This window comes from Puniceibacterium sediminis, assembly GCF_900188035.1.
Classification (GTDB): Bacteria; Pseudomonadota; Alphaproteobacteria; order Rhodobacterales; family Rhodobacteraceae; genus Puniceibacterium; species Puniceibacterium sediminis.
The window spans coordinates 131,862-157,141 of sequence record NZ_FZNN01000011.1; the positions used below are offsets into that span (position 1 = coordinate 131,862).

Here is a 25,280-nt window from a genome sequence, read left to right on the forward strand (position 1 = left end):
GGCACAGGATAAAAATATGCGCGCGCCACAGGCCTGCGACCCGAACCGCGTCCGCGGGCGGCTGTATGACGAAGAAGAAAGCGCCTTTCGCTCGTGTTTTCAACGCGACCGCGACCGGATCATCCATTCCTCGGCCTTTCGCCGCCTCAAACACAAGACACAGGTTTTTGTCGAACATGAGGGCGATTTTTACCGCACCCGTCTGACCCATTCGATCGAGGTCGCGCAGGTCGCCCGCACCATCGCCGGGGCGCTGAAGCTCAACACCGACCTGACCGAAGCCGTCGCGCTGGCCCATGATCTGGGTCACACACCGTTCGGCCATACCGGCGAAGACGCGCTGGACCTGCTGATGCAGCCCTGGGGCGGCTTCGATCACAACGCGCAGGCCCTGCGGATCGTTACCTCGCTTGAACGGCATTATGCCGAATTCGACGGGTTGAACCTCAGCTGGGAAACCCTTGAAGGCATTGCAAAACACAACGGTCCGGTGCTGCCGCCGCTGCCCCATGCGCTGACCGAATATGACCAGCTGCACGACCTGGAATTGCACACCCACGCCAGCGCCGAGGCGCAGGTCGCGGCCCTGTCTGACGATATCGCCTATAACAACCACGACCTGCACGACGGGCTGCGCGCCGGGCTGTTCACCGAAGACCAGATTGCCGAACTGCCGATGGTCGGCGCGGCCTACGCCGAGGTCGATGCCAAATATCCCGGCCTCGAGTCCTATCGTCGCCGCCACGAGGCGCTGCGCCGGGTCTTTGGCGCGATGGTTTCGGATGTGATCGACACCTCCCGCGCGCAGCTTGCGGCGGCGGGTTGCACCGACGCGCAGCAGATCCGCGATCTGGGCCGCCCGGTCATCGCCTTTTCCGCCGAAACCTGGGCCCGCATCCGCGAAATCCGCGAATTCCTGTTCCATCACATGTACCGCGCGCCCAGCGTGATGGAGCAGCGCGAAAAGGTGACCAAAGTCGTGAACGACCTGTTCCCGCTCTATATGGCGCACCCGCAGGAACTGCCCCAACGCTGGCATAACGACATTGCCGCCGCCGACGGCGATGCGGGCCTTGCCCGGCTGGTGGCGGATTACATCGCCGGCATGACCGACCGTTTCGCCCTGCAACAGCACACACGCCTGACCGGCATGGATATCCTTGATACCGGGTACTGACCCGCTTGGGCGCGGGTCATGCTCCAGTCTCCGGGGAATCTGACGGCGCTATCGGGTGTTCGCAACCAAGGTCCCTTGGCCGGGCCCATCGGTATGCACGGGTCCGGCAACAGTGGCTGTCCAGACTGCAAAACATTCCTGGCATCCCATGACCGCTTGCCTTTCCGGCAGGATCGTACAGGCTGGCGGGTTCACCCGGCACCGACTATAGAGAGGTCCGGCGACGCATCATGGCCCGCTCCGCGCGGCAGATAGGACAAAGGCAGCAGATGGCAACTTCGGAACTGGCGGGCATCGACCCGGTCCTTGGATTCGCTTTGGTGGGTGCGCTTGGCGTCGGCTCTCAGTGGCTGGCATGGCGGATGCGGATGCCGGCCATCGTGCTCATGCTGCTCGCCGGGCTGATCGTCGGCCCGGTGCTGGGCTTTCTTGACCCCAGCCGCGACTTTGGCGACATCATGAGCCCGATCATCGCCATCGCCGTCGCCATCATCCTGTTTGAGGGCGGTCTGACGCTCAATTTCCATTCTCTCAGCGATGCCTCAACCGGGGTTCGCCGTCTTGTCGTGATCGGCGCGCCGCTCGGCTGGCTGCTTTCGGGGCTGACACTGCACTATGTGGCGGGCCTCAGCTGGCAGACATCGGCGGTGTTCGGTGGCATTCTCATCGTCACGGGCCCAACGGTGATCGCGCCGCTGCTGCGTCAGGCCCGCCTGCGCCGTCGTCCCGCCGCCCTGCTGCAGTGGGAGGCGATCGTGAACGATCCGGTCGGCGCGCTTGCCGCCGTGCTGGCGTTTGAGGTCATCATGGTGCTGCAAACCCAGGCCGAAGCAGGCGCCGCCGTCTGGGAAATGATCATAGGCATCGTCGCCGCCAGCGTCATGGGCGTCGCGGCGGGCTATGGTGTGGCGCGTGCCTTCCGGCTGGCCTGGGTGCCCGAATACATGAAGGTGCCGGTGCTTTTCGTTGTCGTATTGGGCGTTTTCGCCATATCGGACGCGGTGCTGCACGAAAGCGGCCTGCTGGCTGTCACGCTGATGGGTCTGTGGATCGCAAATGCCGACCTGCCCAGCTTTACCGAGATCCGCCGTTTCAAGGAGCATGCCACGGTATTACTGGTGTCGGGCGTGTTCATCCTGCTTGCCGCCGACATGAGCCGCGAAACCCTGCTGGCGATGAACTGGCGCACGCTGGGCTTTGTGGTCGTTCTGATGCTGGTGGCGCGTCCGGTGTCGGTCATGGCATCGCTGGCGTTTTCCGACGTGCCCTGGCGCGAACGTATCCTCGTCGCCTTTACCGGGCCGCGCGGCGTGGTGCTGGTGGCCGTGGCTGGCCTTTTCGGTGAACGGCTGGCGGCCATCGGGATCGAAGATGGCGCGCAGGTCTCATCGCTCGCTTTTGCGCTGGTCGCGGCCAGCGTGGTGCTGCACGGCTTTACCCTCAGCCCGATGGCGCGCTGGCTGGGGCTGAACGCGGCCGACCGTCCCGGCGTGCTGATCGTGGGTGGGTCGCGCTGGTCGGTCGCACTGGCCAAGGCCCTGCAAAAGATGGAGCTTCCCGTCATCATCGCCGACCCGAACCATTCGCACCTGCGCAGCGCGCGCGAAGCGGGGATCGAGACGTTCTTTGGCGATATCCTCTCCGAGGTTGCCGAAGACCGGCTTGACCTCGTGCGCTATGAACAGATCGTCGCGGCCACCGACAACGATGCCTATAACACGCTTGTCGCCACTGACCTTGGCCCTGAATACGGGCGTGACAACGTCTATCAGCTGCGCCGCGCCAAGGAACAAAGCACGCGCCACGCCCTGCCGGTCACGCTTGGCGGGCGCCCGTTCGGCCCGGATGACACCTACAACAAGGCCAATGCCCGCATCATTGAGGGCTGCGAATTCCGCGTGACCAAACTGACCGAGGAATTCACCCTTGAAAAATGGCGCGAAACCCATCCAGACGGCACCGTCCTTGCCGACCTCGGCACCGGCAACGGCGCGCTGCGCTTCCTTGGACCCAAGGACGAACCGCGCAGCGGGGTGGGTGTCCGGTTGCTGTCGATCACGCCCGCGCGGCCCGAACGCAAGGATAGCTGACGCCGCAGTCCGGGAGCTTTCTCTCGGGCGGTGTGCTGACACCTCTGTGTCCACACCGCCTCCTGCGGCCGTATTTTGAATGAAAAGAACCCCGGGACCGCGTCCACCTCCCCGTAACCCGCGTGCGGGATGCCCGGCATTGACGCCGCACCTTGCCGTGATAAACCCGGGCCAACAGACAGGACGGCGACAATGAACCTCTTTTCCGACATCCGCAGCCTCGTGGCATCCGCAATTGCGCAACTTCAGGCACAGGGCAAGCTGCCCGAAGGTCTGGAACTTGGCCCGGTGACGGTCGAACCGCCGCGTGACCCGCTGCATGGCGACATGGCCACCAATGCCGCCATGGTGCTGGCCAAACCCGCAGGGATGAAACCGCGTGACATTGCCGAAGCGCTTGGTCCCATTCTTCTGGCCGATGAGCGTGTCGTCGCGGTCGACGTTGCGGGACCCGGGTTCCTGAACTTGCGTCTGGCCCCGGCTGTATGGCAACAGGTTGCGCGCGCCGTTCTGACAGAGGGTACAGGCTACGGCCGCTCTGACATGGGGCAGGGGGCGCGGGTTAATGTTGAATATGTTTCCGCAAATCCCACCGGCCCGTTGCATGTGGGCCACACCCGCGGCGCGGTCTTTGGCGACGCTCTGGCAAGCCTGCTGGCCTATGCCGGATACGATGTCACCCGGGAATACTATATCAATGACGGTGGCGCTCAGGTCGATGTGCTCGCCCGGTCGGTCTATCTTCGGTATCTCGAAGCGCATGGAAAGCCTGTCACCTTCGCGGATGGCACCTATCCCGGCGAATACCTGATCGCGGTTGGTGCCGCGCTCAAGGATAAGGTCGGCGAAGCCTATATAGACCAGCCCGAAGAAATCTGGCTCGAAGACGTGCGCAACTATGCAACCGATGCGATGATGGATCTTGTCCGCGCGGATCTGAAGTCGCTCGGCGTTGTGATGGACGTCTTCTTCTCGGAAAAGTCGCTGTACGGTACCGGAAAGATCGAAGAGGCAATCGCTGATCTCGACGCCAAGGGGCTGATCTACCGCGGTGTTCTGGAACCGCCCAAGGGCAAGAAGCCCGAAGATTGGGAACCACGCGAACAGACGCTCTTCAAGTCGACGGAACATGGCGATGACGTGGATCGTCCGATCATGAAATCGGATGGGTCATGGACCTATTTCGCGCCCGACATCGCCTATCATTATGACAAGGTTTCCAGAGGCTTCGACCAGCTCATTGATGTATTCGGAGCCGATCACGGCGGCTATGTCAAGCGGATGAAAGCAGCCGTTTCGGCGCTCTCGAACGGGACTGTTCCGCTGGATATCAAGCTTTGTCAGCTGGTCAGGCTGTTCAAGAACGGTGAGCCGTTCAAGATGTCCAAACGCGCGGGCACCTTTGTCACCCTTTCGGATGTGGTCGAACAGGTCGGTCCTGACGTCACCCGTTTCGTCATGCTGACACGCAAGAATGATGCCGCGCTTGATTTCGACTTTGCCAAGGTTCTGGAACAAAGCCGCGAAAATCCGGTGTTCTATGTCCAGTACGCCAACGCCCGGGTGAATTCGGTCCTGCGCAAGGCTGCCGCCGCCGAAATCGATGTCACCGACGCCGCCCTGTCGCAGGCGGACCTCGGCGCCATGACCCACGAATCCGAGCTGGCCGTCGCCCGCAAGCTCGCCGAATGGCCGCGCCTGATCGAAATTGCGGCCCGCACCCATGAACCGCACCGGGTGGCTTTTTACCTCTATGAACTGGCCTCGGATCTGCACGCGCTCTGGAATCGCGGCAATGACGAACCCGGGTTGCGCTTTCTGCAGGATGACGACCCGGCCGTGTCACAGGCGAAAATCGCCCTCGCGCGGGCAGTCTCGGTTGTTATTTCCGCAGGTCTTGGTATCCTTGGCGTCACACCGGCAGAAGAGATGCGCTGACCAAAGCGCGCCGTCGCCGGTCGAGGCAGAGCAAGAGCGATACCACGGATTCCGATCCGCGGCGTGCAGAGAGGCGACATGGCAGATTTCACCTATTCGGGACCCTCGGCAAGGGCGCGAACCAGACCCAGTTTCACCATGCTCACGAACTGGGCCGGGGCGGCCATATCGCTTGGCCTTCTGGTCGGCGTCGGCGTTTGGGGCACACGCGTGGTCATGCGTGATGTCAGTGGCGTGCCGATCGTTCAGGCGTCTGAGGGACCGATGCGCATCGCGCCCGAAGATCCCGGTGGCGAATCCGCAGATCATCAGGGCCTGTCGGTCAACGATGTGGCCGGCAATGGCATCGCCGCCGATCCGGCTGACCGCCTGATCCTTGCGCCGCGCCCCATCACGCTGTCGGACGAAGATGTGGCGCCCGGCATCGCCGTGGCCCCTGATCCCGACAGGCCGCGCGTGGCGGACACCTCGGCGCGGCTGGGCGAAGACCCGACTGAAACCGGCGGTAATCTGGTCGAGTCGCTGGCGAACCAGATCGCTGACGGCAACGCGCCCCTTGTCGGTGCGGCCATGGCGGGAACTATGCCCGAGCCGATGACCGCAGACGATGAGCAATCCGATACCGGTGCCACCGTAGCCGATGAGTCGAGCGAAGAGGATACCTTCGACAACGCCATCGACAGCGCCATCGGTGACGCTCTGGCCCAGGCCATCCCCGAGGCCATCGCCGGTCTGGCACGGTCCCTGCGCCCCAAACTGCGCCCCGTCGGGTTGCAACAGACCGCGTCGCTGGCCCCGATGGCCCCCGTCGTGCACACGACAAAGGATATCGATCCGGACTCACTCCCCGTCGGCACCCGTCTGGCGCAGCTTGGCGCCTTTGACAGCGCCGAAACCGCGCTCAGTGAATGGACCCGGCTTGAGGCCCGCTTTGGCGATTACATGGATGGCAAGGATCGCGTAATCCAGCGCGCCACCTCGGGCGGGCGGGTCTTCTATCGCCTGCGCGTGCATGGCTTTACCGATCTGTCGGATGCGCGCCGGTTCTGCTCGGCTTTCGTTTCGGAAAATGCCGACTGCATTCCCGTGGTCACCCGGTGACGGCCCCGTTCGGGGCCGCGATCCTCGGCTGTTCCGGTCCGGTTCTGACCGGTGCTGAACGGCAATTCTTCGGTCAGGTGAACCCCTTTGGGTTCATCCTCTTCAACCGCAATCTGGAAGACGCTGACCAAATCCGCGCGCTCTGCGCCGATCTGCGCGACAGCGTCGGCTGGAACGTTCCTATTTTTATCGATCAGGAGGGCGGCCGCGTCCAGCGCCTGCGCCCGCCGCTGGCAACCGAATGGCCCGCGCCGCTGGACCATGTGGCACAATACGGCGCAGCGGCAGACTGCGCCATGTACCTGCGCTATCGCATCATTGCCGCGGAACTGCTGGCGCTTGGCATTGATGGCAACTGCGCTCCCATGCTGGATGTCGCCCGCCCCGAAACCCACCGCTTTCTGCGCAACCGCTGCTATGGTGAAACCGTCGCACAGGTGGTTGCGGTCGGGCGCGCCGTGGCACAGGCCCATCTGGACGGCGGCGTGCTGCCGGTGGTGAAACACATACCCGGCCACGGCCTTGCCCAGCTCGACAGCCACCTTGATCTGCCCCGTATCACTGCCGACGCCGAAACTTTGCAATCGATCGATTTCGCCGCCTTCAAACCCTTTGGCGACCTGCCTTTGGGGATGACCGCGCATCTGGTCTATGACGCCTACGACCCGCAGCCCGCCACCATCTCGCCCCGCATGATGGCGATGATCCGCGACGATCTGGGCTTTGGCGGGTTGATCATGACCGACGATATTTCGATGCAGGCACTTTCTGGAACGATCCAGGAACGTGGCGTGGCCTCTCTCAACGCGGGCTGCGATGTCATCCTGCACTGCAACGGTGTGATGGCCGAAATGGCGCCGCTCATGGATCAGATCGGCACCCTGTCAGAAACATCGCAGATGCGGGCCGAAGCCGCACTTGCCGCCCGCAAACAACCACCCGAGGTTGACATAGCCGCCCTCGCGGCCCAGCTTGAGGCGCTTCCCAAAGAGCGCGCGGATGACTGATCAGGATCTTTTTACACCCGACCCCCAAAGCGTCGCTGACCGTCTCGCCGCCGAGGCGCTGATTGTCGACGTCGATGGGTTTGAGGGGCCGCTTGACCTGCTGCTGACGCTCAGCCGCACCCAAAAGGTCGACCTGCGCAAGATTTCCGTGCTCCACCTTGCCCGTCAGTATCTGGCGTTTGTGCAAGAGGCGCGCGCCCTGCGCATCGAACTCGCCGCCGATTATTTGGTGATGGCCGCCTGGCTCGCCTTCCTCAAATCGCGCCTGCTGCTGCCCCCCGACCCGAGCGAGGAAGGCCCCTCTGGCGAAGACCTTGCCGCACACCTCGCGTTTCAGCTCGAACGCCTTCAGGCGATGCGCGACGTCGCCGCCCGGCTGATGGGGCGCGACCGGCTGGGGCGCGACTTCTTTGCCCGGGGCGAAAGCCAGGAGGTCGAACGCGTCCGCGCCGTTCGCTATACCGCATCGCTGCTGGACCTCATGCAGGGCTATGCCCGCATCCGCACCCGCGACGAATTCCGCCCCTTCGTGATGGACCGGGATTCGGTCTACACGATGGAAGAAGCACTCGCCCGCATGCGCGGCCTCATCGGCTATGCCGGCAATTGGACCGCCATATCGTCTTACCTGCCCGACGGCTGGGACACCGACCCGGTCAAATGGCGCTCGGCCACCGCTGCGACCTTTGCCGCCTCGCTCGAGCTGGTGAAAGAGGGCAAGGCCGAGTTGCGCCAGTCCGAACTCTTTGCGCCGATTGAAATGCGGCGGGCGGAGCGGCGCAATGACTGATGCACCCCACGGGCCGTGCAGCCATACGCCAGCCATACGCTTTCCATACGCTTGCCATACGGGTTCCAGACGCCATGTCCGCTGACCAAACCGCCCCTTCCGCTGACCAGCCGGACAAGTCCAGCCTGTTTGACGCCCCCGTCATGGGCGAGCAGGAACGCATGGTCGAAGCGATCCTTTTCGCCACCGCCGAACCCGTCACCGTGCGTGAACTCAATGACCGTATGCCCCATGGCTGCGACGCCGCCGAGGCACTGGTGTACCTGCGCAAACGCTACGAAGGGCGCGGCGTCAATGTCGTCCGGGTGGGCGATGCATGGGCCATTCGCACTGCGCCGGATCTGTCTTTTCTCATGCAAAAAGAAACGGTTGAGACGCGCAAGCTGTCCCGCGCCGCGATCGAGACCCTGGCAATCATCGCCTATCACGCCCCCGTCACCCGCGCCGAGATCGAAGAAATCCGTGGCGTTTCCGTGTCGCGTGGGACGGTGGATCAGCTGCTGGAAATGGAATGGATCCGTTTTGGCCGTCGCAAGATGACCCCGGGCCGCCCGGTGACATTTGTGGTGACGCAGGAATTTCTCGACCACTTCGGACTTGAATCAGCCCGCGACCTGCCGGGCCTCAAGGAACTCCGCGCCGCCGGCCTGCTCGAAAACCGACCACTCCCCGGCACCATTCCCCTGGGCGGGGAAGGCGATGCAGATGCCGAAGAATCCATCGACGAAGGCCAGAGCGAGCTGTTCGAGGACTGAAAAGTCCCCTACGAAACACACTCCGTTACGGCGGAATTTTCGTACAATTTTGGGCTCTGACTGGGCCGGAACCGAAAATGACCCCAGCGCAAGGCCGGGGTCATTTCCCTTTGTCGTGAAATCGTTAGCGGATCACACGCACGATGCGGCGCGAGTCACTGTCGACCACAACCGTCTGCCCGTTAACGTTGACATAGGAATACTGCTGCTCCGGCACTTCGTAGACCTGAACCGAATCCGGGATGCCTGCACCGACTGCCACTTCACCCGACAGGTAGACGGGTTCAACAGGGTTTTCGCGCACATAAGTCACCGTGGTTTCGTCCACGGCCGAAGATGCGCCAGTGGCCGCACCGATGATCGCACCCGCAGCCAGAGCTGCCGGACCGCCGATCAGCAGGGCACCCGCCGCGGCACCAATGGTGGCACCCGCAGCGCCGCCAGCGGCCTTGTTGCCCTCATCATAGGTCACCGTCTCGATTTCGACCGTCTTGGGCGCCTGGTACAATACAACCGGTTCGTTTTCGACCGGCGTGGTCAGATAGGCGGAATAGGCCCAGCCTTCCTGACCGTCGAAATTGACTTCGCACCATTCCCCGTTATCGAGGCAGCCGACGACATCCACTTCGGCGTCGGCGGGGATAACCCCCTGAATTTCATACTGCGATCCGGGGCCAGAGCGGAAGTTGAGCTCTGTGGTCGCGTTGGCGGACATTCCCGCCAGCGCCGGGGACGCGGCGATGCTGATGATTGCGGTCGAGAAAAGAGCGATCTGCTTGAGTTTCATGGTCGTGATCCTTCCAGTTTCGTCATTCAAAAGGCGTCTGCACCTTCGGACTGGAAAGCCCCGAACAGCGGGTTTGGTTCCTGAACCACGAGCACAAAGCCGGGGATCCAAGCGGAGATCTGCGCGTCTGTCGTTAAAATCGGCGAGGATCCGCAGGTTCCCTGCCAAACAGCCTTAGCTACGGAAATGTTTCGATAATTTCAGGCCCTGCCCCTGATAGTTCGAGGCGATCCCCTGACCATAAAGCTGCTGGGGTACCTCGGACATGCGTTCATAGACCAATCGTCCGACGATCTGCCCATGTTCGAGTACAAACGGAGCCTCGTGGCAGCGCACCTCAAGCACGCCGCGAGAGCCGGTGCCGCCCGCCTGAGCGTGACCAAAGCCCGGATCAAAGAAACCCGCATAGTGTACCCGGAATTCACCCACCATGGCAAAATAGGGGGCCATCTCGGCAGCATAGCTCGGCGGGATGTGCACGGCCTCGCGGCTGACAAGGATGTAGAACGCGTCCGGGTCCAGAATGATCTGCCCCTTGTCGGTGCGCAACTCCTCCCAAAATTCTGCGGGGTCGTAGGCACCGATCCGGTCAAGGTCGATCACCCCGGTATGCGGCTTGGCCCGATATCCGACGAGTGTGCCGGTGCTGGGCCGCAGATCAACGGAAAAGCCAAGGCCTTCGCTGATCACCGCAGGTCCGCCAGTCACCAGAACGTCGGTTTCGTGCAATGCGCTAAGTTCGGCATCGCTCAGTACCGACCGGCCCTGGCGGAACCTGATCTGGTTCAGGCGCATTCCGGGGCGCACCAGCACCGAAAACGACCGTGGGCATATCTCGGCATAAAGCGGACCCTTGTAGCCCGTTGGAATCCTGTCGAATTCCGTTCCACCATCTGTGATCAACCGGGTCAGCAGGTCCAGCCTGCCGGTCGAGCTTTTTGCATTTGCGATGGCCTGCACGTCTGCGGGCAGATCCAGCGATTCCATCAATGGCACCACGTAGACGCAGCCCTTTTCCAACACAGCGCCAGCACTAAGGTCGATACGGTGCATCACGAATTCGTCGATCCGCGACGCCACGCTCTGGCCGTGCCCGGCCAGGAATGAGGCACGTACGCGGTAGGCGGTTTGCCCCAGCCGCAGGTCCAGACTGGCAGGCTGCACTTGGGCGGCCAGAATGTCTGTATTCGAAGACAGCGTGCCGTCTGCGATCATCGCTTCGATATGCTGGCTGGCAAGAACACCTGTCATTGACGTCTCCTCGATCACCCCTTGGGGGTGTCTTTGATTAACAACTCAACACAGTGATGGGGAGGGGGAAAATGATATTCCACAAGCACTTGGCTCATGATGCTCATAAAGAGCATGTGGTAGCTGGTCGGGCTAGCAGGACTCGAACCTGCGACCTTCCGTCCCCCAGACGGACGCGCTACCAGACTGCGCTATAGCCCGACTGAGGCACGTCATATCGGTTTTCCGTGTGAGAGCAACCCCGAAATGACAGTTTTTTTAACGCCGGAGGTCAGCTTCTCCGTCCGGCCTCGGCCGAGGCGACCAGCGCACGCAACCGTGCCGCAATCGGCGCCATGGCCTCAGCCTGCAAGAGGGTCACTTTGGTCAGTTTCGACAGATGACTCAGGCAATAAGGTGCGGGCTCGATCGCGTCTAGGTCGGGATTCTCTGGCAGGATTCTTGGTGCCCGTGCCAACGGCGATTCCGCTTTCTCGGGTGCTTCTAATTCATCCGCTTCGACCAACTGCTCCTCGTCTGCGGGCTCTTGCGACTCAACGTCATCGGCGACGTCGTCACTCAGTGGGTTTTGCAGGAAATCGGGCAGGGGGCTGTGATCGGGATCCGCAGCAAAACTGTCCGCGACGACAGGTTCTGCAGCATCCTTTTCCGACACGTCTGGCTCGGGTGTCGTTTCCTGGGCCGTTGGCTCCGGCGCAACGCCCTCTTCCAGCCCGAGCTCCGTCTCAGCTTCTGCCTCTTCCAGGATATCCTGCCCGGGTGCCAAATCCAAGGTGGTTGGTTCGGGCGTGGCGTCCTCTTTGGGCTCTGGCTCCAGCTCCAGCTCAGGTTCGGCTAACGCCTCTAATTCAGGAGTAACTTCCTCATCCGCGGCGATGACGTCTTCTGAAACGGGCTGGGAAAATGGAACAACAATGTCATCCGGTTCGGGCACATCGGTAAATGGCGCTTCTGCGATCAGTTCCGCTTGATCGTCCTCGTCCGCCTGTTCGGCCAGCTCTAACGAAAGCGACGCGACATGCTTGACCCCTTCTTCACGCAGAATCTTTTGCACACCTTTGATGGTCATGCCGTCGTGATGAAGCAAAGTCTTGATTCCGCCCAGCAATTCCATATCAGCTGGCCGATAATACCGACGTCCCCCGGCGCGTTTGACCGGTTTCACCTGGGTGAACTTGCTTTCCCAGAAGCGAAGAACATGCGCCGGAGTTTCAAGCCATTCCGCCACCTCGCTGATTGTGCGAAAGGCGTCCGGGGACTTGCTCATAACGGGATCCTCAGCGTTTGTTGCCTGCGGCAACACGCTCTTTCATCAGATGCGACGGGCGAAATGTCAGCACGCGACGCGGCTGGATGGGCACTTCTTCGCCAGTCTTTGGGTTGCGGCCGACGCGGGCAGCCTTGTCCCGAATCGAGAATGTTCCAAAGGACGATATCTTGACCTGCTCGCCATCGACCAGCGCGTCGGACATATGTCCAAGCACTGCCTCGACCAGCTCGGCACTTTCATTGCGCGACAATCCGACCTCGCGGAACACCGCTTCGCTCAAATCCATCCGCGTCAGGGTCTTTTCGCCCATAGGTCCGTCCCTCCTGATTTTGGGCAGCATAGGCCGGCGGAATTTTCCGAGTCAATATCAATGGCTTGCAATGGCGTATTTACAACGCCTTAGGGGCATTACCAGCGCAGTACGACGGCACCCCAGGCAAGTCCGCCACCAATTGCCTCGGTGACCACCAGATCGCCGGTCTTGATCTGGCCACGTTCCTTGCCAACGGAAAGAGCAAGGGGAATCGATGCGGCAGAGGTGTTGCCATGGTCCTGGACTGTCACGACGACGCGTTCCATCGGCAGACCCAGCTTTTTGGCGGTGCCGGCGATGATGCGGATGTTCGCCTGATGCGGCACGACCCAGTCCACGTCTTCGCCTGTAAGGCCGATCTTTTCCAATGCCGTGGTGGCCGTAGAAGCCAGTTTTTCCACCGCGTGGCGAAAGACTTCCTTGCCTTCCATGCGTAGAAAGCCCGTGCTCTGGGTCGATACGCCACCATCGACATAAAGAATGTCGCGGAAGCGCCCGTCGGAGTTGAGGTCCGTGGACAGCACGCCGCGATCCGCAGTTGTGCCTTCACCTTCGCCAGATTCGAGAATCAGCGCGCCGGCACCGTCGCCAAACAATACGCAGGTGCTTCGGTCGCTCCAGTCCATGATGCGGCTGAAGGTTTCAGCGCCGATGATCAGCACGCGCTTTGCCTGACCGGACACGATCAGCGCATTGGCGTTGGCCAGCGCATAGATGAAACCGGCACAGACCGCCTGCACGTCAAAGGCAAAGCCCTTGGTCATGCCAAGTTCGGCCTGCACCATGGTTGCGGCTGAGGGAAAAGTGAAATCGGCGGTAGAGGTGGCGACGATGATGGCATCCAGATCGTCAGCCACCAGTCCCGCATCGGCAAGAGCCGCGCGCGCTGCGCGTGTGGCCATGTCCGAGGTGGTCTGTCCGTCGGCAGCGATATGGCGACGCTCAATGCCTGAACGGGATTTGATCCATTCGTCCGATGTGTCCAGTGTCGTTTCGAATTCTGAATTCGGAACGATCCGGTCTGGCAAGTAGTGGCCGACACCTGCGACCACGGCACGTAAAGTCATTGAGTAGTCCCGTCCTTTGACCCAATTGCGTCGGCATCGTGGCTAGGCACGGCGGTGGACGCAACCCGCGCGGCAAGTTTGTCGGTAAACCCGATCTGTGCCAGCTTAAAAGCCAGCTTCACGGCGGCCGACACCCCGGTAGCATCTGCCGATCCATGTGATTTAACCACAGTACCGTTAAGACCAAGGAAAACTCCGCCATTTACCCGGCGAGGGTCGATCCGTTTCTTGAGCCGACGCAGCGATGTCAGCGCCAGCAGCGAGGCGAGCCGCGACAGGAAGGAGTAGGCGAACGCCTCTTTCAGCAAGTCGCCGATCAGGCTTGCCGTGCCTTCGCCGGTCTTAAGCGCGACATTTCCGGTGAAACCGTCGGTGACAATCACGTCGGCGCGTTTGCCGGGGATATCGCCGCCTTCCACGAAACCTACAAATTCAAAGCCCGATCCCGGAGCGGCCTTGCTGATCAGCTCGTGCGCTTCCTTGAGTTCAGAGCGGCCTTTATGCTCTTCGGTGCCGACATTCAGCAGGCCGACGCGAGGCACCTTCAAGGCCAGCCCGTTGCGTGCATAAGAAGCACCCATCTGGGCATATTGCAGCAGATCAAGCGCATCGGCACGGATATCGGCGCCAACATCCAGCATCACATTGAACCCCTGAGGGTTACGTGATGGCCAGAGTATCGCGATGGCCGGTCGGTTTACGCCCGGCAGCTTACGCAGTCGGATCATCGAAAGGGCCATCAGCGCACCGGTGTTACCGCAGCTGACAGCCACGGTCGCTTCACCATTGCGCACGGAATCGAGGGCAGACCACATCGAGGTGTTCTTGCCGTTGCGCATCACCTGGCTGGGCTTGTCGTCCATGCTGACGACGCCAGTGGCATCCCGAATCTCGCAGACTTCTGCGAGACCCTTGCGCTTGGCCACAAGCTTTTCCAGTTCGGCTGCGGGTCCGTGCAGGATGAACCTGATATCCGGATTTTTTACAGCAGAATCGGCAATGCCGGCGACAACCGTCGCCGGACCCCGATCGCCGCCCATGGCGTCAATGGAAAGGACGAAGGGGCCAACGCCCGCCTTCTTTTGATCCTGCGATGAGGTCATGAGGAGGGCCTTGACCAGCAGCTTATGCCGCGTCTTCGTCCAGTTCGATTTCGTCCGCAGCCGCAATCACTTCGCGCGTGGCGTAGTGGCCGCAGGACGGGCAAACATGGTGCGGGCGTTTGAGTTCGCCGCAGTTGTCGCATTCGTTCGGATTCCCTGCCACGAGGGCGTCATGGGCGCGACGATTGTTGCGACGCGATTTTGATACTTTATTCTGTTGGACGGCCATGTCTCAACCTCAATCTGTTATGAAGCGGGCATGGCGCACATGCCCAGTTATCGGAGTGTCCGGCCTGATAGTCGAAAGGCCGCATCAGACACAACCCTGAATCCTGATGAAGGCGCGAAAATAGAAGGAAATTCTGCCAGCGCAAGCGGTTTCTATCGGGGGGCGCCAGCTTTCGGTCTCTTTCCGGCACCACTGGAATTCGTGCCTGCAAACTGACGAATCCCTCCGCTTGGTGTTTGCCTACGGGTTCAGTGGGTTGCCTGCTGGTCCAGAAGTGCCGGTTTGTGCCTTAGTTACCCTTGTCCAGTTTGTCGCGCAAACCGGCAAGCCCTGCAAATGGCTTCAGATCCGAATCCCGCAGCGGCTCTGCGCCGTCTTCGGCATAGACTGCCTCGCCCAGTTCGGCGCCCTCGGCGCGCGGATACAGCGGCAGTGCAAGCGTCAGCGCCTCGATCATCGCACTGCGGACCGAGATGATATCGCCCAGCGGTTCGATCGTGTCGTCTTCGGGTATCTCGATTTCGGAACCTTCTTCCGGCTCTCGAATCTGTTCAGAAGGCACGAAAGTGCGTGTCACCTCTTCGTCGATGCGTGTCACGACAGGGGCGAGCGTTACCACGCAGGCCTGAACGGCCGTCGCTCCAAGTGTGGCGCTAAGCCGCCAGCCGCGTTTACCCAAGGGCGCGATTTGCCCTTCAAAGGTCAGTTTACGTATGCCGGTGATTCCCATTTCGGCGGCAATCGCGTCGCGTTCGGCGGCGTCGGGCCTCAGGGAAAATTGCGTCGGTGCGCGTGACTTGAGTTTTGCCACGCGGAAGTCACCGGTTGCCTGGGCCGTTTTTGGATCAGATTGGACCATGGTGTTACGGTGTCCTTTACTTGATGGGCTGACATTCCTTATGTAAGCGGGATAGAAGGCACCAAAGGCCAAGGCAAGAGGAACGGCATGACCGGCATTGGAATGAAGCTGAGGCTTGGGCTTCTGACAGTGGCATTCGGTGTGCTGTCAGCCTGTAGCGCTCAATACCGCAGTCACGGATATGTGCCCTTAGAAGGGGACCTACAGCAGATCGTTGTCGGCGTTGATACACGCGCCTCGGTCGAGGATCTGATCGGCGTGCCGACGATTTCGGGCGTATCCGGCGATGGCGGCTATTATTACATCGAATCAAATGTCCGTCATTTCGCTTATCGCGCGCCCGAAGAAGTGAGCCGCGAAATTCTGGCGATTTCGTTCGATGCTGGCGGTGTGGTCAGCAATATCGAACGCTACGGTCTCGAAGACGGTATCGTCGTGCCGATTTCGCGGCGGGTCACCGAAACCGGTGCAGGCGATATCAGCTTTATCCGCAAACTCTTTGGCAACATCGGCGGTGTCTCTGCCGAGGATCTGCTTGGCGCCAGCCGGTAGATCCGCCGTCACGCCAGCGTCACGGGAATCGGTCCAAGAGGGCGCACCGGGTTAGGACGCTGTCGGAGACGGGCCATGATCACGTTACGCAAGGGCCGCTATCAGAGCCGGATTGCCGCAACGCCAGAGGATGTCGCAAGCGCTCAGGCGTTGCGGCATCTTGCGTTTCACGGGGTCGAAGGTGCGGATGTCGATTCCTTTGACGCCCAATGCACACATATGCTCATCGAAGAGATAGGTGCCGGGCGGCTGGTATGTTGTTTCCGGTTCCTGCCTTTGACCTGTGGGGCTGACATCGGGCGCAGCTATTCAGCGCAGTTCTATGGACTGTCAGCCCTCGCAACCTATTCCGGCCCGATGGTCGAGATGGGGCGATTCTGCATCCATCCGGCACTGAATGATCCGGATGTGCTGCGTGTCGCCTGGGGAGCGATGACCGCATATGTGGATGACGCCGGGGTCGAACTGCTGTTTGGATGCGCCTCTTTTGCCGGGACGGATGCCAGGGAATATCTAGATGCCTTTGCCATGCTGAAGGCCCGGCATCTGGCGCCAAAACGCTGGCTGCCCCGGGTCAAGGCACCGGATGTGTTCCGCTTTGCCCAGGGGTTGCGGCGCAAGCCGGATGCGAAAAAGGGCCTTCTGCGGATGCCGCCGTTGCTGCGAACTTACCTCATGATGGGCGGCTGGGTCAGTGATCATGCTGTGGTGGATACCCAGATGAATACCCTGCATGTGTTCACCGGGATCGAGATCAATGCGATTCCCCCGGCGCGCAAGCGCTTGCTGCGGGCCGTGGCGGGGTAGGCGGCGGATACGTGCACCGGCCACGAACCAACCGGACACCAGCGCTTAACCTATTTTCGCGGCGCGCAAGCACTACCGCTTGACCTTTCCACGCCACACGCCTAGCCCGCTGCGCATGGCACAGGCACCCCTTCTTCAGCTCTCGGATATCTCTCTCACCTTTGGGGGAGAGCCGATTTTCGCCGACATGTCTCTTGTGGTTCAACCAGGTGACCGCGTGTCGCTTGTCGGGCGCAACGGGTCAGGCAAATCGACCTTGATGAAGGTCATGGCCGGTCTGGTCGAAGCCGACACGGGCACCCGTGTCGTGCCTCCCGGCATCTCCGTCGGCTACATGGAACAGGAACCGGATCTGAGCGGATTCGAAACGCTGGGCGACTATGCCGCCCAAGGTCTGGACCCGGGTGAGATGTACAAGGTGGAACGCGCGGGCGAGGGTCTGAAGTTCGATCCCGAACGCCTTTGTTCAACTGCTTCCGGCGGCGAAAAACGCCGTGCGGCGCTGGCGCGTCTGATGGCGTCCGACCCCGACCTGCTGTTGCTGGACGAGCCGACGAACCACCTGGATATCGAAGCGATTGGCTGGCTTGAGGATGAACTCAAGACCACGCGCAAGGCCTTCGTTCTGATCTCGCACGACAGACGGTTCCTGAGCGAACTCACCCGGGCGACACTGTGGATCGACCGCGGCGCGGTGCGCCGGGCGGAACAGGGATTCGCCGGGTTCGAGTCGTGGCGCGACAAGATCTGGGAAGAAGAAGACCAGCAGCGCCACAAGATGGATCGCAAGATCAAGGCCGAAGCGCGTTGGGCCGTTGAAGGCATCAGCGCCCGGCGTACCCGCAACCAGGGCCGCGTCCGTGCGCTTCAGGATTTGCGCGCCGAACGTAGTTCGATGATCCGGCGTCAGGGTACGGCGGCAATGGATCTCGCCTCGGCCCCGCAATCGGGCAAAAAGGTGATCGACGCTCAGCATATCACCAAGTCCTTTGGTGACACACGGATTGTCGAGGATTTCACCCTGACCGTTCAGCGCGGCGACCGTGTTGCCTTTGTCGGCCCGAACGGTGTGGGCAAGACCACGCTGATCCGGATGCTGACCGGCGAGATCCCTCCGGATTCCGGCACAGTGACACTGGGCACCAACCTTCAGGTCGCGGTGTTTGACCAGACCCGCGCGCAGCTCGATCCGGAAATGTCGCTTTGGGAAAGCCTGACGGGCGATTCCGAGATGCGGGTTTCAGGCAAGGCCGATCAGATCCTTGTGCGCGGACAGCCCAAGCACGTGGTCGGCTACCTCAAAGAATTCCTGTTTGACGAACGTCAGGTTCGCGCACCGGTCAAATCCCTGTCTGGTGGTGAAAAGGCACGGCTGCTGCTTGCCCGCATCATGGCGCGTGAAAGCAACCTTCTGGTGCTGGACGAACCGACCAACGATCTGGATGTCGAAACGCTGGATCTGTTGCAGGATATCCTCGGCGAATACGATGGCACCGTTCTGCTGATCAGCCACGACCGTGACTTTCTTGACCGCGTTGCATCAATCACTGTGGCGCTTGAGGGCGACGGCAAGGCCACCGCCTATGCCGGCGGGTGGAGCGACTATCGGCAGCAGCGTGGCGGCGGCGACGGGGACGTTTCCCCAAAGGCGCAGGCCAAGGCAGCAAAGGCAGCAGCCGAAGCCAAAGGAAAGCCTGCCTCGAAAGGTCTCAGCTTCACGGAACGGCACAAGCTCGAAACCCTGCCCGCAGAGATTGCGCGGCTTGAGGCTGAGATATCCAAGCTTGAAAACCTTATGGCCGACCCTGAACTTTTCAGCCGCGAGCCAGTCAAATTCCGCAAGGCGACCGAAGCCCTGACACAGCGACAGCAGGCTCTGGCCAAGGCCGAAGAGGATTGGCTGATGCTCGAAGAAAAGGCCGAGGCAGCCGCACAGGCGTGATCTTCAAGCCCGCCCTGTGGGTTGAGAATGCTTTTGACTGCTGACGTATGGCGCCCGGCTGTTTGTGTCGGGTGACAAATCCAAGGGGCGCAGGATGACGTGTTAGAGCCAGGCGCAACGGTTCAAAGGGGCGTGGACCGCCTTACGGGATGAACGACGCTATGGGGGCTCGTCACCATGCATCAGACTGTACTCATCTGCGCAGGCTGCCCAAGCGCTGGCAGCGCCGCTTCGCCAACAGAGCCTTAGATCTCGTTCATTGGCCGCGAGCTGCGTTCCATGCGTCCCAAGCTTCGGGTGTATCCAGGTCGATAAGGGCGTGGTTTCCCGCCAATTCCACCCGTTGCAGCCTGTGCATGTTGGCCATGAGTATCTGCTTTGCGCCATGATCTCCGTTGAGCTTTGCGAATGCAGGCAAGCAGTCCGGCGGGAACAGAACCGGGTGCCCCGGGGTGCCATCTGCGGCGGTTCCTTGTTGCAAGATCGCATGAGGTGTGGCCAGAAATGCATTGATAATGCATGAAAAGTCGTCGGAAGTGAGATCCGGCATATCGGCTGGGACAATCATCACAGCCGCATCCCCGGGGACCTTTGCCGCTCCTCTTCGAAGCGATGCAGCCATCCCGGTTGCCGCGTCGGGCACGGGAACCTTCTGAACTGCCAGATCACCAATGGCCTGCGCCCGTGCTCCTCCCAGATCTGGAAGGGTGACAATAACCAATGGCGTTGCTGCCAAAGCGCGCAGCGCAACGCGCCGCAGGAGGGGGATGCCATCGACTATTTGCAACAGCTTGTCGGCACCGCGCATTCGGGTGCCGAAGCCTGCGGCGGGAATCAAAATGGCGACTGTCATACTAACATACTAGCCGCGCATCCTGGCTCCGTCTGGATCAAACAGAACCGTATCGACCAAAGTGGCATCACGCATCTGGCCCAGAATTTCGATCTGGACGGCAAGTCCATCCCGAACCAGATCGCGGGGGATCAAGCCTAGGGCCACAGATTTTCCGGAGTGATGCGAATAGCCGCCCGAGGTGCAGAAACCCTGCACTGTTCCGTCAATCCAGATCGGTTCATATGCGTTGACGTCCGTGTCATCTGCATCGACAACAAAGGCCGCAAGGCGTCGTTCCGGCGGCGACGCACGCTCGGCCTCTGCCAAGGGCCTGCCAATGAATGTGGCGTCCTTCTTGAACGAGATAAAGCGATCTAGACCGGTCTCTGCCGCTGTGTAATCAGGAGAAAATTCCCGCATCCAGGACCCGAAAAACTTGTCCAGCCGCAGAGACATCATCGCGCGCATCCCAAATGGCGTGATGCCGAATTCTGCCCCAGCCCCCCAGAGGGAATGCCAAAGTTGTCGCTGGTTCATCGGATCACAATAGATTTCGAAACCCAGGTCACCGGTGTAGCTCACACGCTGAACAAGGCAGTTGCTTTGGCCAACAGTCACTTCGCGCAGATCCATGAATCTCATGTCCGAGAGGTCATTACGGGTGCAGGCCTGTAGGACGTCGCGGGCGCGTGGACCGGCAAGCTGAAATCCTGTACGTTGATCGCTGATATTATCGATGCTTACGCCGTCCTCTGCATGTTGCAGGAACCAGCGCATGTGATACGCCTGCGCGCCGTAGGATGCCGTGAGCTGGAAGTGGCCTTCGGAGAGACACGAGATGGTGAAGTCTCCGATCAGGCGTCCCTTTTCCGACAGCATCGGTGACAGCGACAGCCGCCTCGGACCGGGCACCCGACCAGCCATGATCCGATCAAGCCATGAGCGGGCCTGAGGGCCAGTGATCAGATATTTCCCAAAGTTCTGAAGTTCATTGATTCCAACGCCTTCGCGTACGGACTTCACCTCACGCGCGACAGCATCGAATGCGTTGGAGCGTCGGAAGGATGGGGTTTCGGAACACGGCTCGTCGCCTTTGGCAAAGTAGTTCACGACCTCCAGCCCATACTGCTGTCCCCAAACGGCGCCCATTGCGTCGAAGATATCGTACATGGGCGTGGTGCGGTGGGGGCGCGCGGCGGGCAGTTCTTCGTTCGGGTAGCTCACGGAAAAGCGTTTCTGATAGTTCTCGATCACTTTGGGCCGCGTGTAGCCGGGTGTGATCCAGCTGCCAAAGCGTGCGACATCCAAAGCCGAAACATCGCGTTCTGCTTCGCCTTCGATCATCCATTGAGCCAGGGTCAGGCCGACGCCGCCACCTTGGGAAAATCCTGCCATGACGCCGCAGGCCGACCAGTAGTTGCGCAGGCCCGGGATGGGGCCGACGAGCGGGTTTCCGTCCGGAGCAAAGGTGAAGGGGCCGTGGATGACGTTCTTGACCCCGGCGGTTTCCAGAACCGGAAAGCGTTCGTATGCGAATTCAATGCTTTCCGAGATCTTGTCAAAGTTATCGGGCAGCAGTTCGTGACCAAAATCCCAGGGCGTTCCATCCACGGCCCAGGGCTTGCAGGGCTGTTCGTAGAAGCCGATGCACAGGCCGCGGCCCTCCTGACGCAGGTAACTTTCACCCGCCGGGTCCATCACATGGCAATGCTCAGTCTCGCGTTCGTAGATCGACGGGATGGCGTCGGTCACGATGTACTGGTGTTCCATTGGATGCAGCGGCAGGTAGACACCCGCCATAGCGCCGACTTCGCGCGCCCAGAGGCCACCAGCGTTGACCACGTGTTCGGCGTGGATCGTGCCCTTGTTCGTGACCACGTCCCAGGTGCCGTCAGGCCGCTGGTTCGTTACTTGCACCATGCAATGGGTTTCGATTGTCGCGCCGCCGATGCGGGCCGCCTTGGCGTAGGCGTGCGTGGTGCCCGAGGGGTCCAAGTGGCCGTCCAACGGGTCGTAGAGGCCGCCGATAAGGCCCTCGGTATTCACGATGGGCGCAATCTCGGCTATTTCCGCCGGGGTGACGATGCGGGTATCAAGGCCCATATACCTGTGCTTGGCACGCTCGGCCAACATCATGTCAAAGCGGTCCTGATTGTCAGCAAGGGTCACGCCGCCAACGTGGTGAAGGCCACAGGACATGCCGGTGATCTGTTCAAGTTCCTTGTAGAGCCTGATCGTATAACCCTGAAGTGCCGCCATGTTGGTGTCGCCATTCAGAGTGTGAAACCCGCCGGCGGCATGCCAAGTGCTGCCCGAAGTCAGTTCGGAACGCTCAAGAAGCATCACATCGGACCAACCGAGTTTGGTCAGGTGGTAGAGGACGGAGCAACCGACGACACCCCCTCCGATGACGGCAACGCGTGTTGTGGTTTGCATGTGGGCGACTCCGCTGGCGGCTGTTTCCGTCAGAGTGGAGCGCGCACCGCGTGCCTGCCAGCCAGTTTCCGACAGTTCCTGTCGCTGAAGAGACAGGCTGGTTGGTTCGGGGTTCCGTTCAACCAGTCAGATGCCAAAGGGCTGCTGGAGGCCGGTCAATATCCAAAGCAGCTTTGGCGTTTCGGGCGATCGACCATCCGAAATCACCAGCTTGGATCCATGAACCACGGTAATAGGTTGCCGATCCCCATTGTTCACGAAACAAACCGGATGGCCCAAGGATAGCTGCCTAAAGCAGCATATCTCGCACTCGCGGTGCTTTGCCTTGGATGAACGCGCCAATGGTTCAATACCCTGCCAAATGCAGAGACCTTCGGCGCCGTTTCGCCTTTGGAAGCTGGAACATATTGACATACCACCAAAATTTGAACAGGTCTGCGGTTTGCCAAACCTGTCCTAGCTGACATTTTTGCCGTTTCCGAGGTCTGCCAAATGATTGCCCCACCGCCACGCAACCAAACCGAACGTCTTGAAGCGCTGGAAAGCCTCCAGGTTCTCGATTCGAGTCCGGAGAAGGGCTTTGACGAGGTTGTGACGCTTGCAGCGCGCATCTGCGACGTGCCGGTGGCGCTGATCAGTCTGGTGGATCGGGACCGGCAGTGGTTCAAGGCGCGCTTTGGATTCGAGCCCGATCAGACGCCGCTTGAGCATTCGATCTGCAGCCACGCGATCCTCAAGCAAGGTATGCTCGAAATTCGGGATACGTGGGAGGATCCGCGTACGCTGGACAATCCGCTGTGTGTTACCCTGCAGGATCCTATTCGATTTTACGCGGGCGCCCCACTGGTGACACAGGCCGGTCTGAAGCTGGGGACCCTGTGCGTTCTGGATATCAAGCCGCGCCAATTGACCGATTTGCAGCGCGAAACGCTTGAGGTTTTGGCAGGTCAGGTCATGCGCCAGCTCGAACTGAGACGGGCGTTAAAGACGGAAGCCGTGCTGCGCGATGAGATCGACCACAGGGTGAAAAATTCTCTGCAGACGGTGACCTCCTTGATCCGGCTTTATTCCAGCCGGTCGCGTCACCCGGAAACCCGCGATGCTCTGGGGGCGATCGGGCGGCGGGTCGATGCGATCGTGCAGTTGCACTCGGAGCTCTATCAGACCAGCGAATTCGACATGATCCGGCTGGACCGCTATCTGGCGCGCGTGGCAAAGCTGTTGCAGGGGTCAGCAACAGCAAATGTGCGGATTGAGACAAAGATCGCCCCGGTCAGCACGGATTCGCGCAAGGCAGCCACCCTGGCGATGATTGTCAGCGAATTCTGCGCCAATGCCATCAAGCATGCGTTTCCGAATGGCCGGTCGGGGCTCATCCAGATCGAGCTGACGCAGCAGGAAAACGGCACCCTGTCACTGATCTGCCGGGACGACGGGGTTGGCACCGCAGTCGTTCCGGCAGATCAGGATGATGCCATCGTCAGCATCGGCAAACGGCTGATGGAAACGGCGGCTGAACAGATCGGCGGCGAAATGACATTAAGCGAAGGCCCGCTGGGCTACACGCTGTCACTTGAGTTCAATCACCGGCCCGAGACACCGCAAGACGCAGTCAGAGCGGACGCACCTTGAGCCGCGTGACGCGGTTTCCTTCGCGGCCCATCACTTCGAACCGGAAGTTGTGAAAGCTGAAGACCTGACCAACGGTCGGGATCATCTGTGCCTCGTGGATAACGAGGCCGGCGACGGTGTTCGCCTCGTCGTCCGGCAAGGACAGGTCGGTCGCACGATTGAAGTCGCGGATCGTCATATGCCCGTCGATCCAAAAATGTCCGTCCTCGCCCTTTTTCATGGGATGTTCGGCGGCTGGGTCGAATTCATCGGTGATTTCGCCCACGATTTCTTCCAGGATATCCTCAAGAGTGATAAGCCCCTGCAGCGCGCCGTATTCGTCCACGACCAGTGCAAAATGCGTGCGGCGGCGTAGAAACTGGCGCATCTGGTCGTCCAGAGATGTGGTATCCGGCACGAAATAGGGTTTCATCGCAACGTTGACGATATCGAAGCCCTTGATCCCGTCCTTGGCTGCATCCGCACCCTGTATCAGCTTGTACATGGCGCGCAGCAGGTCCTTGGCATGGATCACACCGATGATGTTTTCAGGATCGTTGCGAAAGACGGGCAGGCGGGTGTGGTTGCTTTCAAGGCACTGTGACAGGATTTCGTTCGGATCATTGTCAGCGTCGATCATCTCGATTGCCGAACGGTGAAGCATGATTTCCTCGACCGTGCGGTCCCCCAGGTCAAGCGCACCCAGGATGCGGTCGCGGTCTTCCTTCTGCACGACGCCTTCGGAATGACCCAGTTGCAAAGCGCCGGCGATCTCTTCTCGCACGGCTAGGATGTGGCTGTTCGGGTCGGTCTGGACACCAAAGATACGCAACACGCCGCGCACAAGCAGACGTACCGCGCTGACCATCGGTGAGAAAACCAGGATCACTACGGCAATCAAGGGCGAAACCCGGGAAGCGGCCATTTCGGGGTTTGTGATGGCATAGGTCTTGGGCAACACTTCGGCAAAAATCAGGACCAGAAGCGTCATCACCAACGTCGCCAGCGCCACACCGGAATCACCGAAGACGCGGGTGAACAGGGCAGTGGCGAGCGAGGTGGCGAGGATGTTGACGAGGTTGTTGCCCAGCAGGACAGACCCAATCAGGCGTTCATTGTCTTCGGTGATCTTGAGCGCGCGTTCGGCCCCTTTGGACCCCTTGTCCATCGCCGCGCGCAATTTGCCGCGAGAGGCCGCCGTCAATGCGGTTTCCGACCCCGAGAAGAACCCTGAAAGGACCAGCAGGCCCAGGATCGAAGCGGTTGTGATCCAGAAGGTGGAATCCAGGGCGGTGAGGTCCATTAGCGCGCTTTCCTATTGTTGTTTCGTGTTATGGTGTGGCGGGCCGCAGCAATCAAG

At 60.7% G+C, this 25,280-nt stretch carries 22 protein-coding genes and 1 tRNA gene; 11 read left to right on the top strand and 12 right to left on the bottom strand.

The genetic code is table 11. From position 1 onward, the window contains the following. Positions 1-16: 16 nt before the first annotated feature. The 7 genes from CHB75_RS13100 to scpB all read left to right on the top strand — a co-directional run bounded on the left by CHB75_RS13100 (position 17) and on the right by scpB (position 8,858). Complete coding sequence (locus tag CHB75_RS13100) at positions 17-1,177, top strand: deoxyguanosinetriphosphate triphosphohydrolase (protein WP_089271168.1); 1,161 nt, start codon at positions 17-19, stop codon at positions 1,175-1,177. A 269-nt stretch (positions 1,178-1,446) separates the two neighbouring features. Beyond that, positions 1,447-3,267: a cation:proton antiporter gene (locus CHB75_RS13105; protein WP_089271170.1), complete on the top strand. Its 1,821-nt coding sequence runs from the start codon at positions 1,447-1,449 to the stop codon at positions 3,265-3,267. 192 nt (positions 3,268-3,459) lie between these two features. Next, on the top strand, positions 3,460-5,205 hold the full coding sequence (argS, locus tag CHB75_RS13110; RefSeq protein ID WP_089271172.1) for an arginine--tRNA ligase: 1,746 nt from the start codon (positions 3,460-3,462) through the stop codon (positions 5,203-5,205). A 78-nt stretch (positions 5,206-5,283) separates the two neighbouring features. Further along, complete coding sequence (locus CHB75_RS13115) at positions 5,284-6,306, top strand: SPOR domain-containing protein (RefSeq protein ID WP_089271174.1); 1,023 nt, start codon at positions 5,284-5,286, stop codon at positions 6,304-6,306. Next, a complete protein-coding gene (locus CHB75_RS13120; protein ID WP_089271176.1) occupies positions 6,303-7,313 on the top strand; it encodes a glycoside hydrolase family 3 N-terminal domain-containing protein in 1,011 nt (336 codons plus the stop codon). Before CHB75_RS13115 ends, CHB75_RS13120 begins: the two co-directional genes overlap by 4 nt. After that, entirely contained in the window at positions 7,306-8,103 is a 798-nt protein-coding gene (locus tag CHB75_RS13125) for a segregation and condensation protein A (RefSeq protein WP_089271178.1), read from the top strand. The genes CHB75_RS13120 and CHB75_RS13125 overlap by 8 nt, the downstream gene beginning before the upstream one ends. 74 nt (positions 8,104-8,177) lie before the next feature. Beyond that, positions 8,178-8,858 (top strand): SMC-Scp complex subunit ScpB, encoded by a 681-nt coding sequence (gene scpB, locus CHB75_RS13130; RefSeq protein WP_089271180.1) that lies wholly within the window; start codon positions 8,178-8,180, stop codon positions 8,856-8,858. Positions 8,859-8,982: 124 nt separating this feature from the next. On the opposite strand, the gene CHB75_RS13135 is transcribed toward scpB, so the two are convergent. The 9 genes from CHB75_RS13135 to CHB75_RS13175 all read right to left on the bottom strand — a co-directional run bounded on the left by CHB75_RS13135 (position 8,983) and on the right by CHB75_RS13175 (position 15,737). Continuing rightward, entirely contained in the window at positions 8,983-9,645 is a 663-nt protein-coding gene (locus tag CHB75_RS13135; RefSeq protein ID WP_089271182.1) for a DUF1236 domain-containing protein, read from the bottom strand. Between the two features lie 174 nt (positions 9,646-9,819). After that, on the bottom strand, positions 9,820-10,896 hold the full coding sequence (locus CHB75_RS13140) for a 2'-deoxycytidine 5'-triphosphate deaminase (protein ID WP_089271184.1): 1,077 nt from the start codon (positions 10,894-10,896) through the stop codon (positions 9,820-9,822). Positions 10,897-11,020: 124 nt separating this feature from the next. Continuing rightward, positions 11,021-11,097, bottom strand: a tRNA-Pro gene (locus CHB75_RS13145). Positions 11,098-11,167: 70 nt separating this feature from the next. Continuing rightward, entirely contained in the window at positions 11,168-12,196 is a 1,029-nt protein-coding gene (locus tag CHB75_RS22105) for a MerR family transcriptional regulator (RefSeq protein WP_245840959.1), read from the bottom strand. Continuing rightward, the gene (ihfA, locus tag CHB75_RS13155; RefSeq protein ID WP_089271186.1) at positions 12,174-12,476 is read right to left on the bottom strand and encodes an integration host factor subunit alpha; all 303 of its coding nucleotides are present in this window, start codon (positions 12,474-12,476) and stop codon (positions 12,174-12,176) included. Before ihfA ends, CHB75_RS22105 begins: the two co-directional genes overlap by 23 nt. Before the next feature lie 98 nt (positions 12,477-12,574). Beyond that, the gene (locus CHB75_RS13160; protein WP_089271188.1) at positions 12,575-13,546 is read right to left on the bottom strand and encodes a beta-ketoacyl-ACP synthase III; all 972 of its coding nucleotides are present in this window, start codon (positions 13,544-13,546) and stop codon (positions 12,575-12,577) included. Then, complete coding sequence (gene plsX / locus CHB75_RS13165; protein ID WP_089271190.1) at positions 13,543-14,649, bottom strand: phosphate acyltransferase PlsX; 1,107 nt, start codon at positions 14,647-14,649, stop codon at positions 13,543-13,545. The genes CHB75_RS13160 and plsX overlap by 4 nt, the downstream gene beginning before the upstream one ends. 22 nt (positions 14,650-14,671) lie before the next feature. Beyond that, positions 14,672-14,878, bottom strand: coding sequence for a 50S ribosomal protein L32 (gene rpmF / locus CHB75_RS13170; RefSeq protein ID WP_089271192.1), 207 nt, complete (start codon positions 14,876-14,878; stop codon positions 14,672-14,674). 289 nt (positions 14,879-15,167) lie between these two features. Continuing rightward, positions 15,168-15,737, bottom strand: a complete 570-nt coding sequence (locus tag CHB75_RS13175; protein ID WP_089271194.1) for a YceD family protein — start codon at positions 15,735-15,737, stop codon at positions 15,168-15,170. Between the two features lie 87 nt (positions 15,738-15,824). Here CHB75_RS13175 and CHB75_RS13180 point away from each other — a divergent pair, with 87 nt between their 5' ends. From CHB75_RS13180 to CHB75_RS13190, 3 genes are all read left to right on the top strand, one after another. Further along, positions 15,825-16,289, top strand: a complete 465-nt coding sequence (locus tag CHB75_RS13180; protein ID WP_089271196.1) for an outer membrane protein assembly factor BamE — start codon at positions 15,825-15,827, stop codon at positions 16,287-16,289. A gap of 75 nt (positions 16,290-16,364) precedes the next feature. Next, positions 16,365-17,096 (top strand): GNAT family N-acetyltransferase, encoded by a 732-nt coding sequence (locus tag CHB75_RS13185; RefSeq protein WP_089271198.1) that lies wholly within the window; start codon positions 16,365-16,367, stop codon positions 17,094-17,096. A gap of 115 nt (positions 17,097-17,211) precedes the next feature. Then, positions 17,212-19,038: an ABC-F family ATP-binding cassette domain-containing protein gene (locus tag CHB75_RS13190; protein ID WP_089271200.1), complete on the top strand. Its 1,827-nt coding sequence runs from the start codon at positions 17,212-17,214 to the stop codon at positions 19,036-19,038. A 256-nt stretch (positions 19,039-19,294) separates the two neighbouring features. Here CHB75_RS13190 and CHB75_RS13195 read toward each other — a convergent pair whose 3' ends face one another. After that, a complete protein-coding gene (locus tag CHB75_RS13195; RefSeq protein WP_089271202.1) occupies positions 19,295-19,891 on the bottom strand; it encodes a nucleotidyltransferase family protein in 597 nt (198 codons plus the stop codon). A 9-nt stretch (positions 19,892-19,900) separates the two neighbouring features. Continuing rightward, positions 19,901-22,309, bottom strand: coding sequence for a GcvT family protein (locus CHB75_RS13200; RefSeq protein WP_089271204.1), 2,409 nt, complete (start codon positions 22,307-22,309; stop codon positions 19,901-19,903). A 492-nt stretch (positions 22,310-22,801) separates the two neighbouring features. On the opposite strand from CHB75_RS13200, the gene CHB75_RS13205 reads away from it, so the two are divergent. After that, a complete protein-coding gene (locus CHB75_RS13205) occupies positions 22,802-23,941 on the top strand; it encodes a histidine kinase dimerization/phosphoacceptor domain -containing protein (protein WP_089271206.1) in 1,140 nt (379 codons plus the stop codon). Here CHB75_RS13205 and CHB75_RS13210 read toward each other — a convergent pair. After that, a complete protein-coding gene (locus CHB75_RS13210) occupies positions 23,922-25,223 on the bottom strand; it encodes an HlyC/CorC family transporter (protein WP_089271208.1) in 1,302 nt (433 codons plus the stop codon). The two genes, CHB75_RS13205 and CHB75_RS13210, sit on opposite strands and share 20 nt — an antisense overlap. Between the last annotated feature and the right edge of the window lie 57 nt (positions 25,224-25,280).

Excerpts from the sequence above, each read along its gene's own strand:
- CHB75_RS13190 (WP_089271200.1), top strand. The coding sequence starts at position 17,212 with ATGGCACAGGCACCCCTTCTTCAGCTCTCGGATATCTCTCTCACCTTT.
- CHB75_RS13185 (WP_089271198.1), top strand. The coding sequence starts at position 16,365 with ATGATCACGTTACGCAAGGGCCGCTATCAGAGCCGGATTGCCGCAACG.
- CHB75_RS13115 (WP_089271174.1), top strand. The coding sequence starts at position 5,284 with ATGGCAGATTTCACCTATTCGGGACCCTCGGCAAGGGCGCGAACCAGA.
- CHB75_RS13175 (WP_089271194.1), bottom strand. The coding sequence starts at position 15,737 with ATGGTCCAATCTGATCCAAAAACGGCCCAGGCAACCGGTGACTTCCGC.
- CHB75_RS13180 (WP_089271196.1), top strand. The coding sequence starts at position 15,825 with ATGACCGGCATTGGAATGAAGCTGAGGCTTGGGCTTCTGACAGTGGCA.
- CHB75_RS13105 (WP_089271170.1), top strand. The coding sequence starts at position 1,447 with ATGGCAACTTCGGAACTGGCGGGCATCGACCCGGTCCTTGGATTCGCT.
- CHB75_RS13160 (WP_089271188.1), bottom strand. The coding sequence starts at position 13,546 with ATGACTTTACGTGCCGTGGTCGCAGGTGTCGGCCACTACTTGCCAGAC.
- CHB75_RS13100 (WP_089271168.1), top strand. The coding sequence starts at position 17 with ATGCGCGCGCCACAGGCCTGCGACCCGAACCGCGTCCGCGGGCGGCTG.
- CHB75_RS13125 (WP_089271178.1), top strand. The coding sequence starts at position 7,306 with ATGACTGATCAGGATCTTTTTACACCCGACCCCCAAAGCGTCGCTGAC.
- CHB75_RS13195 (WP_089271202.1), bottom strand. The coding sequence starts at position 19,891 with ATGACAGTCGCCATTTTGATTCCCGCCGCAGGCTTCGGCACCCGAATG.
- CHB75_RS13205 (WP_089271206.1), top strand. The coding sequence starts at position 22,802 with ATGATTGCCCCACCGCCACGCAACCAAACCGAACGTCTTGAAGCGCTG.
- plsX (WP_089271190.1), bottom strand. The coding sequence starts at position 14,649 with ATGACCTCATCGCAGGATCAAAAGAAGGCGGGCGTTGGCCCCTTCGTC.
- CHB75_RS13210 (WP_089271208.1), bottom strand. The coding sequence starts at position 25,223 with ATGGACCTCACCGCCCTGGATTCCACCTTCTGGATCACAACCGCTTCG.
- argS (WP_089271172.1), top strand. The coding sequence starts at position 3,460 with ATGAACCTCTTTTCCGACATCCGCAGCCTCGTGGCATCCGCAATTGCG.
- CHB75_RS13200 (WP_089271204.1), bottom strand. The coding sequence starts at position 22,309 with ATGCAAACCACAACACGCGTTGCCGTCATCGGAGGGGGTGTCGTCGGT.
- ihfA (WP_089271186.1), bottom strand. The coding sequence starts at position 12,476 with ATGGGCGAAAAGACCCTGACGCGGATGGATTTGAGCGAAGCGGTGTTC.
- CHB75_RS13140 (WP_089271184.1), bottom strand. The coding sequence starts at position 10,896 with ATGACAGGTGTTCTTGCCAGCCAGCATATCGAAGCGATGATCGCAGAC.
- CHB75_RS13135 (WP_089271182.1), bottom strand. The coding sequence starts at position 9,645 with ATGAAACTCAAGCAGATCGCTCTTTTCTCGACCGCAATCATCAGCATC.
- scpB (WP_089271180.1), top strand. The coding sequence starts at position 8,178 with ATGTCCGCTGACCAAACCGCCCCTTCCGCTGACCAGCCGGACAAGTCC.
- rpmF (WP_089271192.1), bottom strand. The coding sequence starts at position 14,878 with ATGGCCGTCCAACAGAATAAAGTATCAAAATCGCGTCGCAACAATCGT.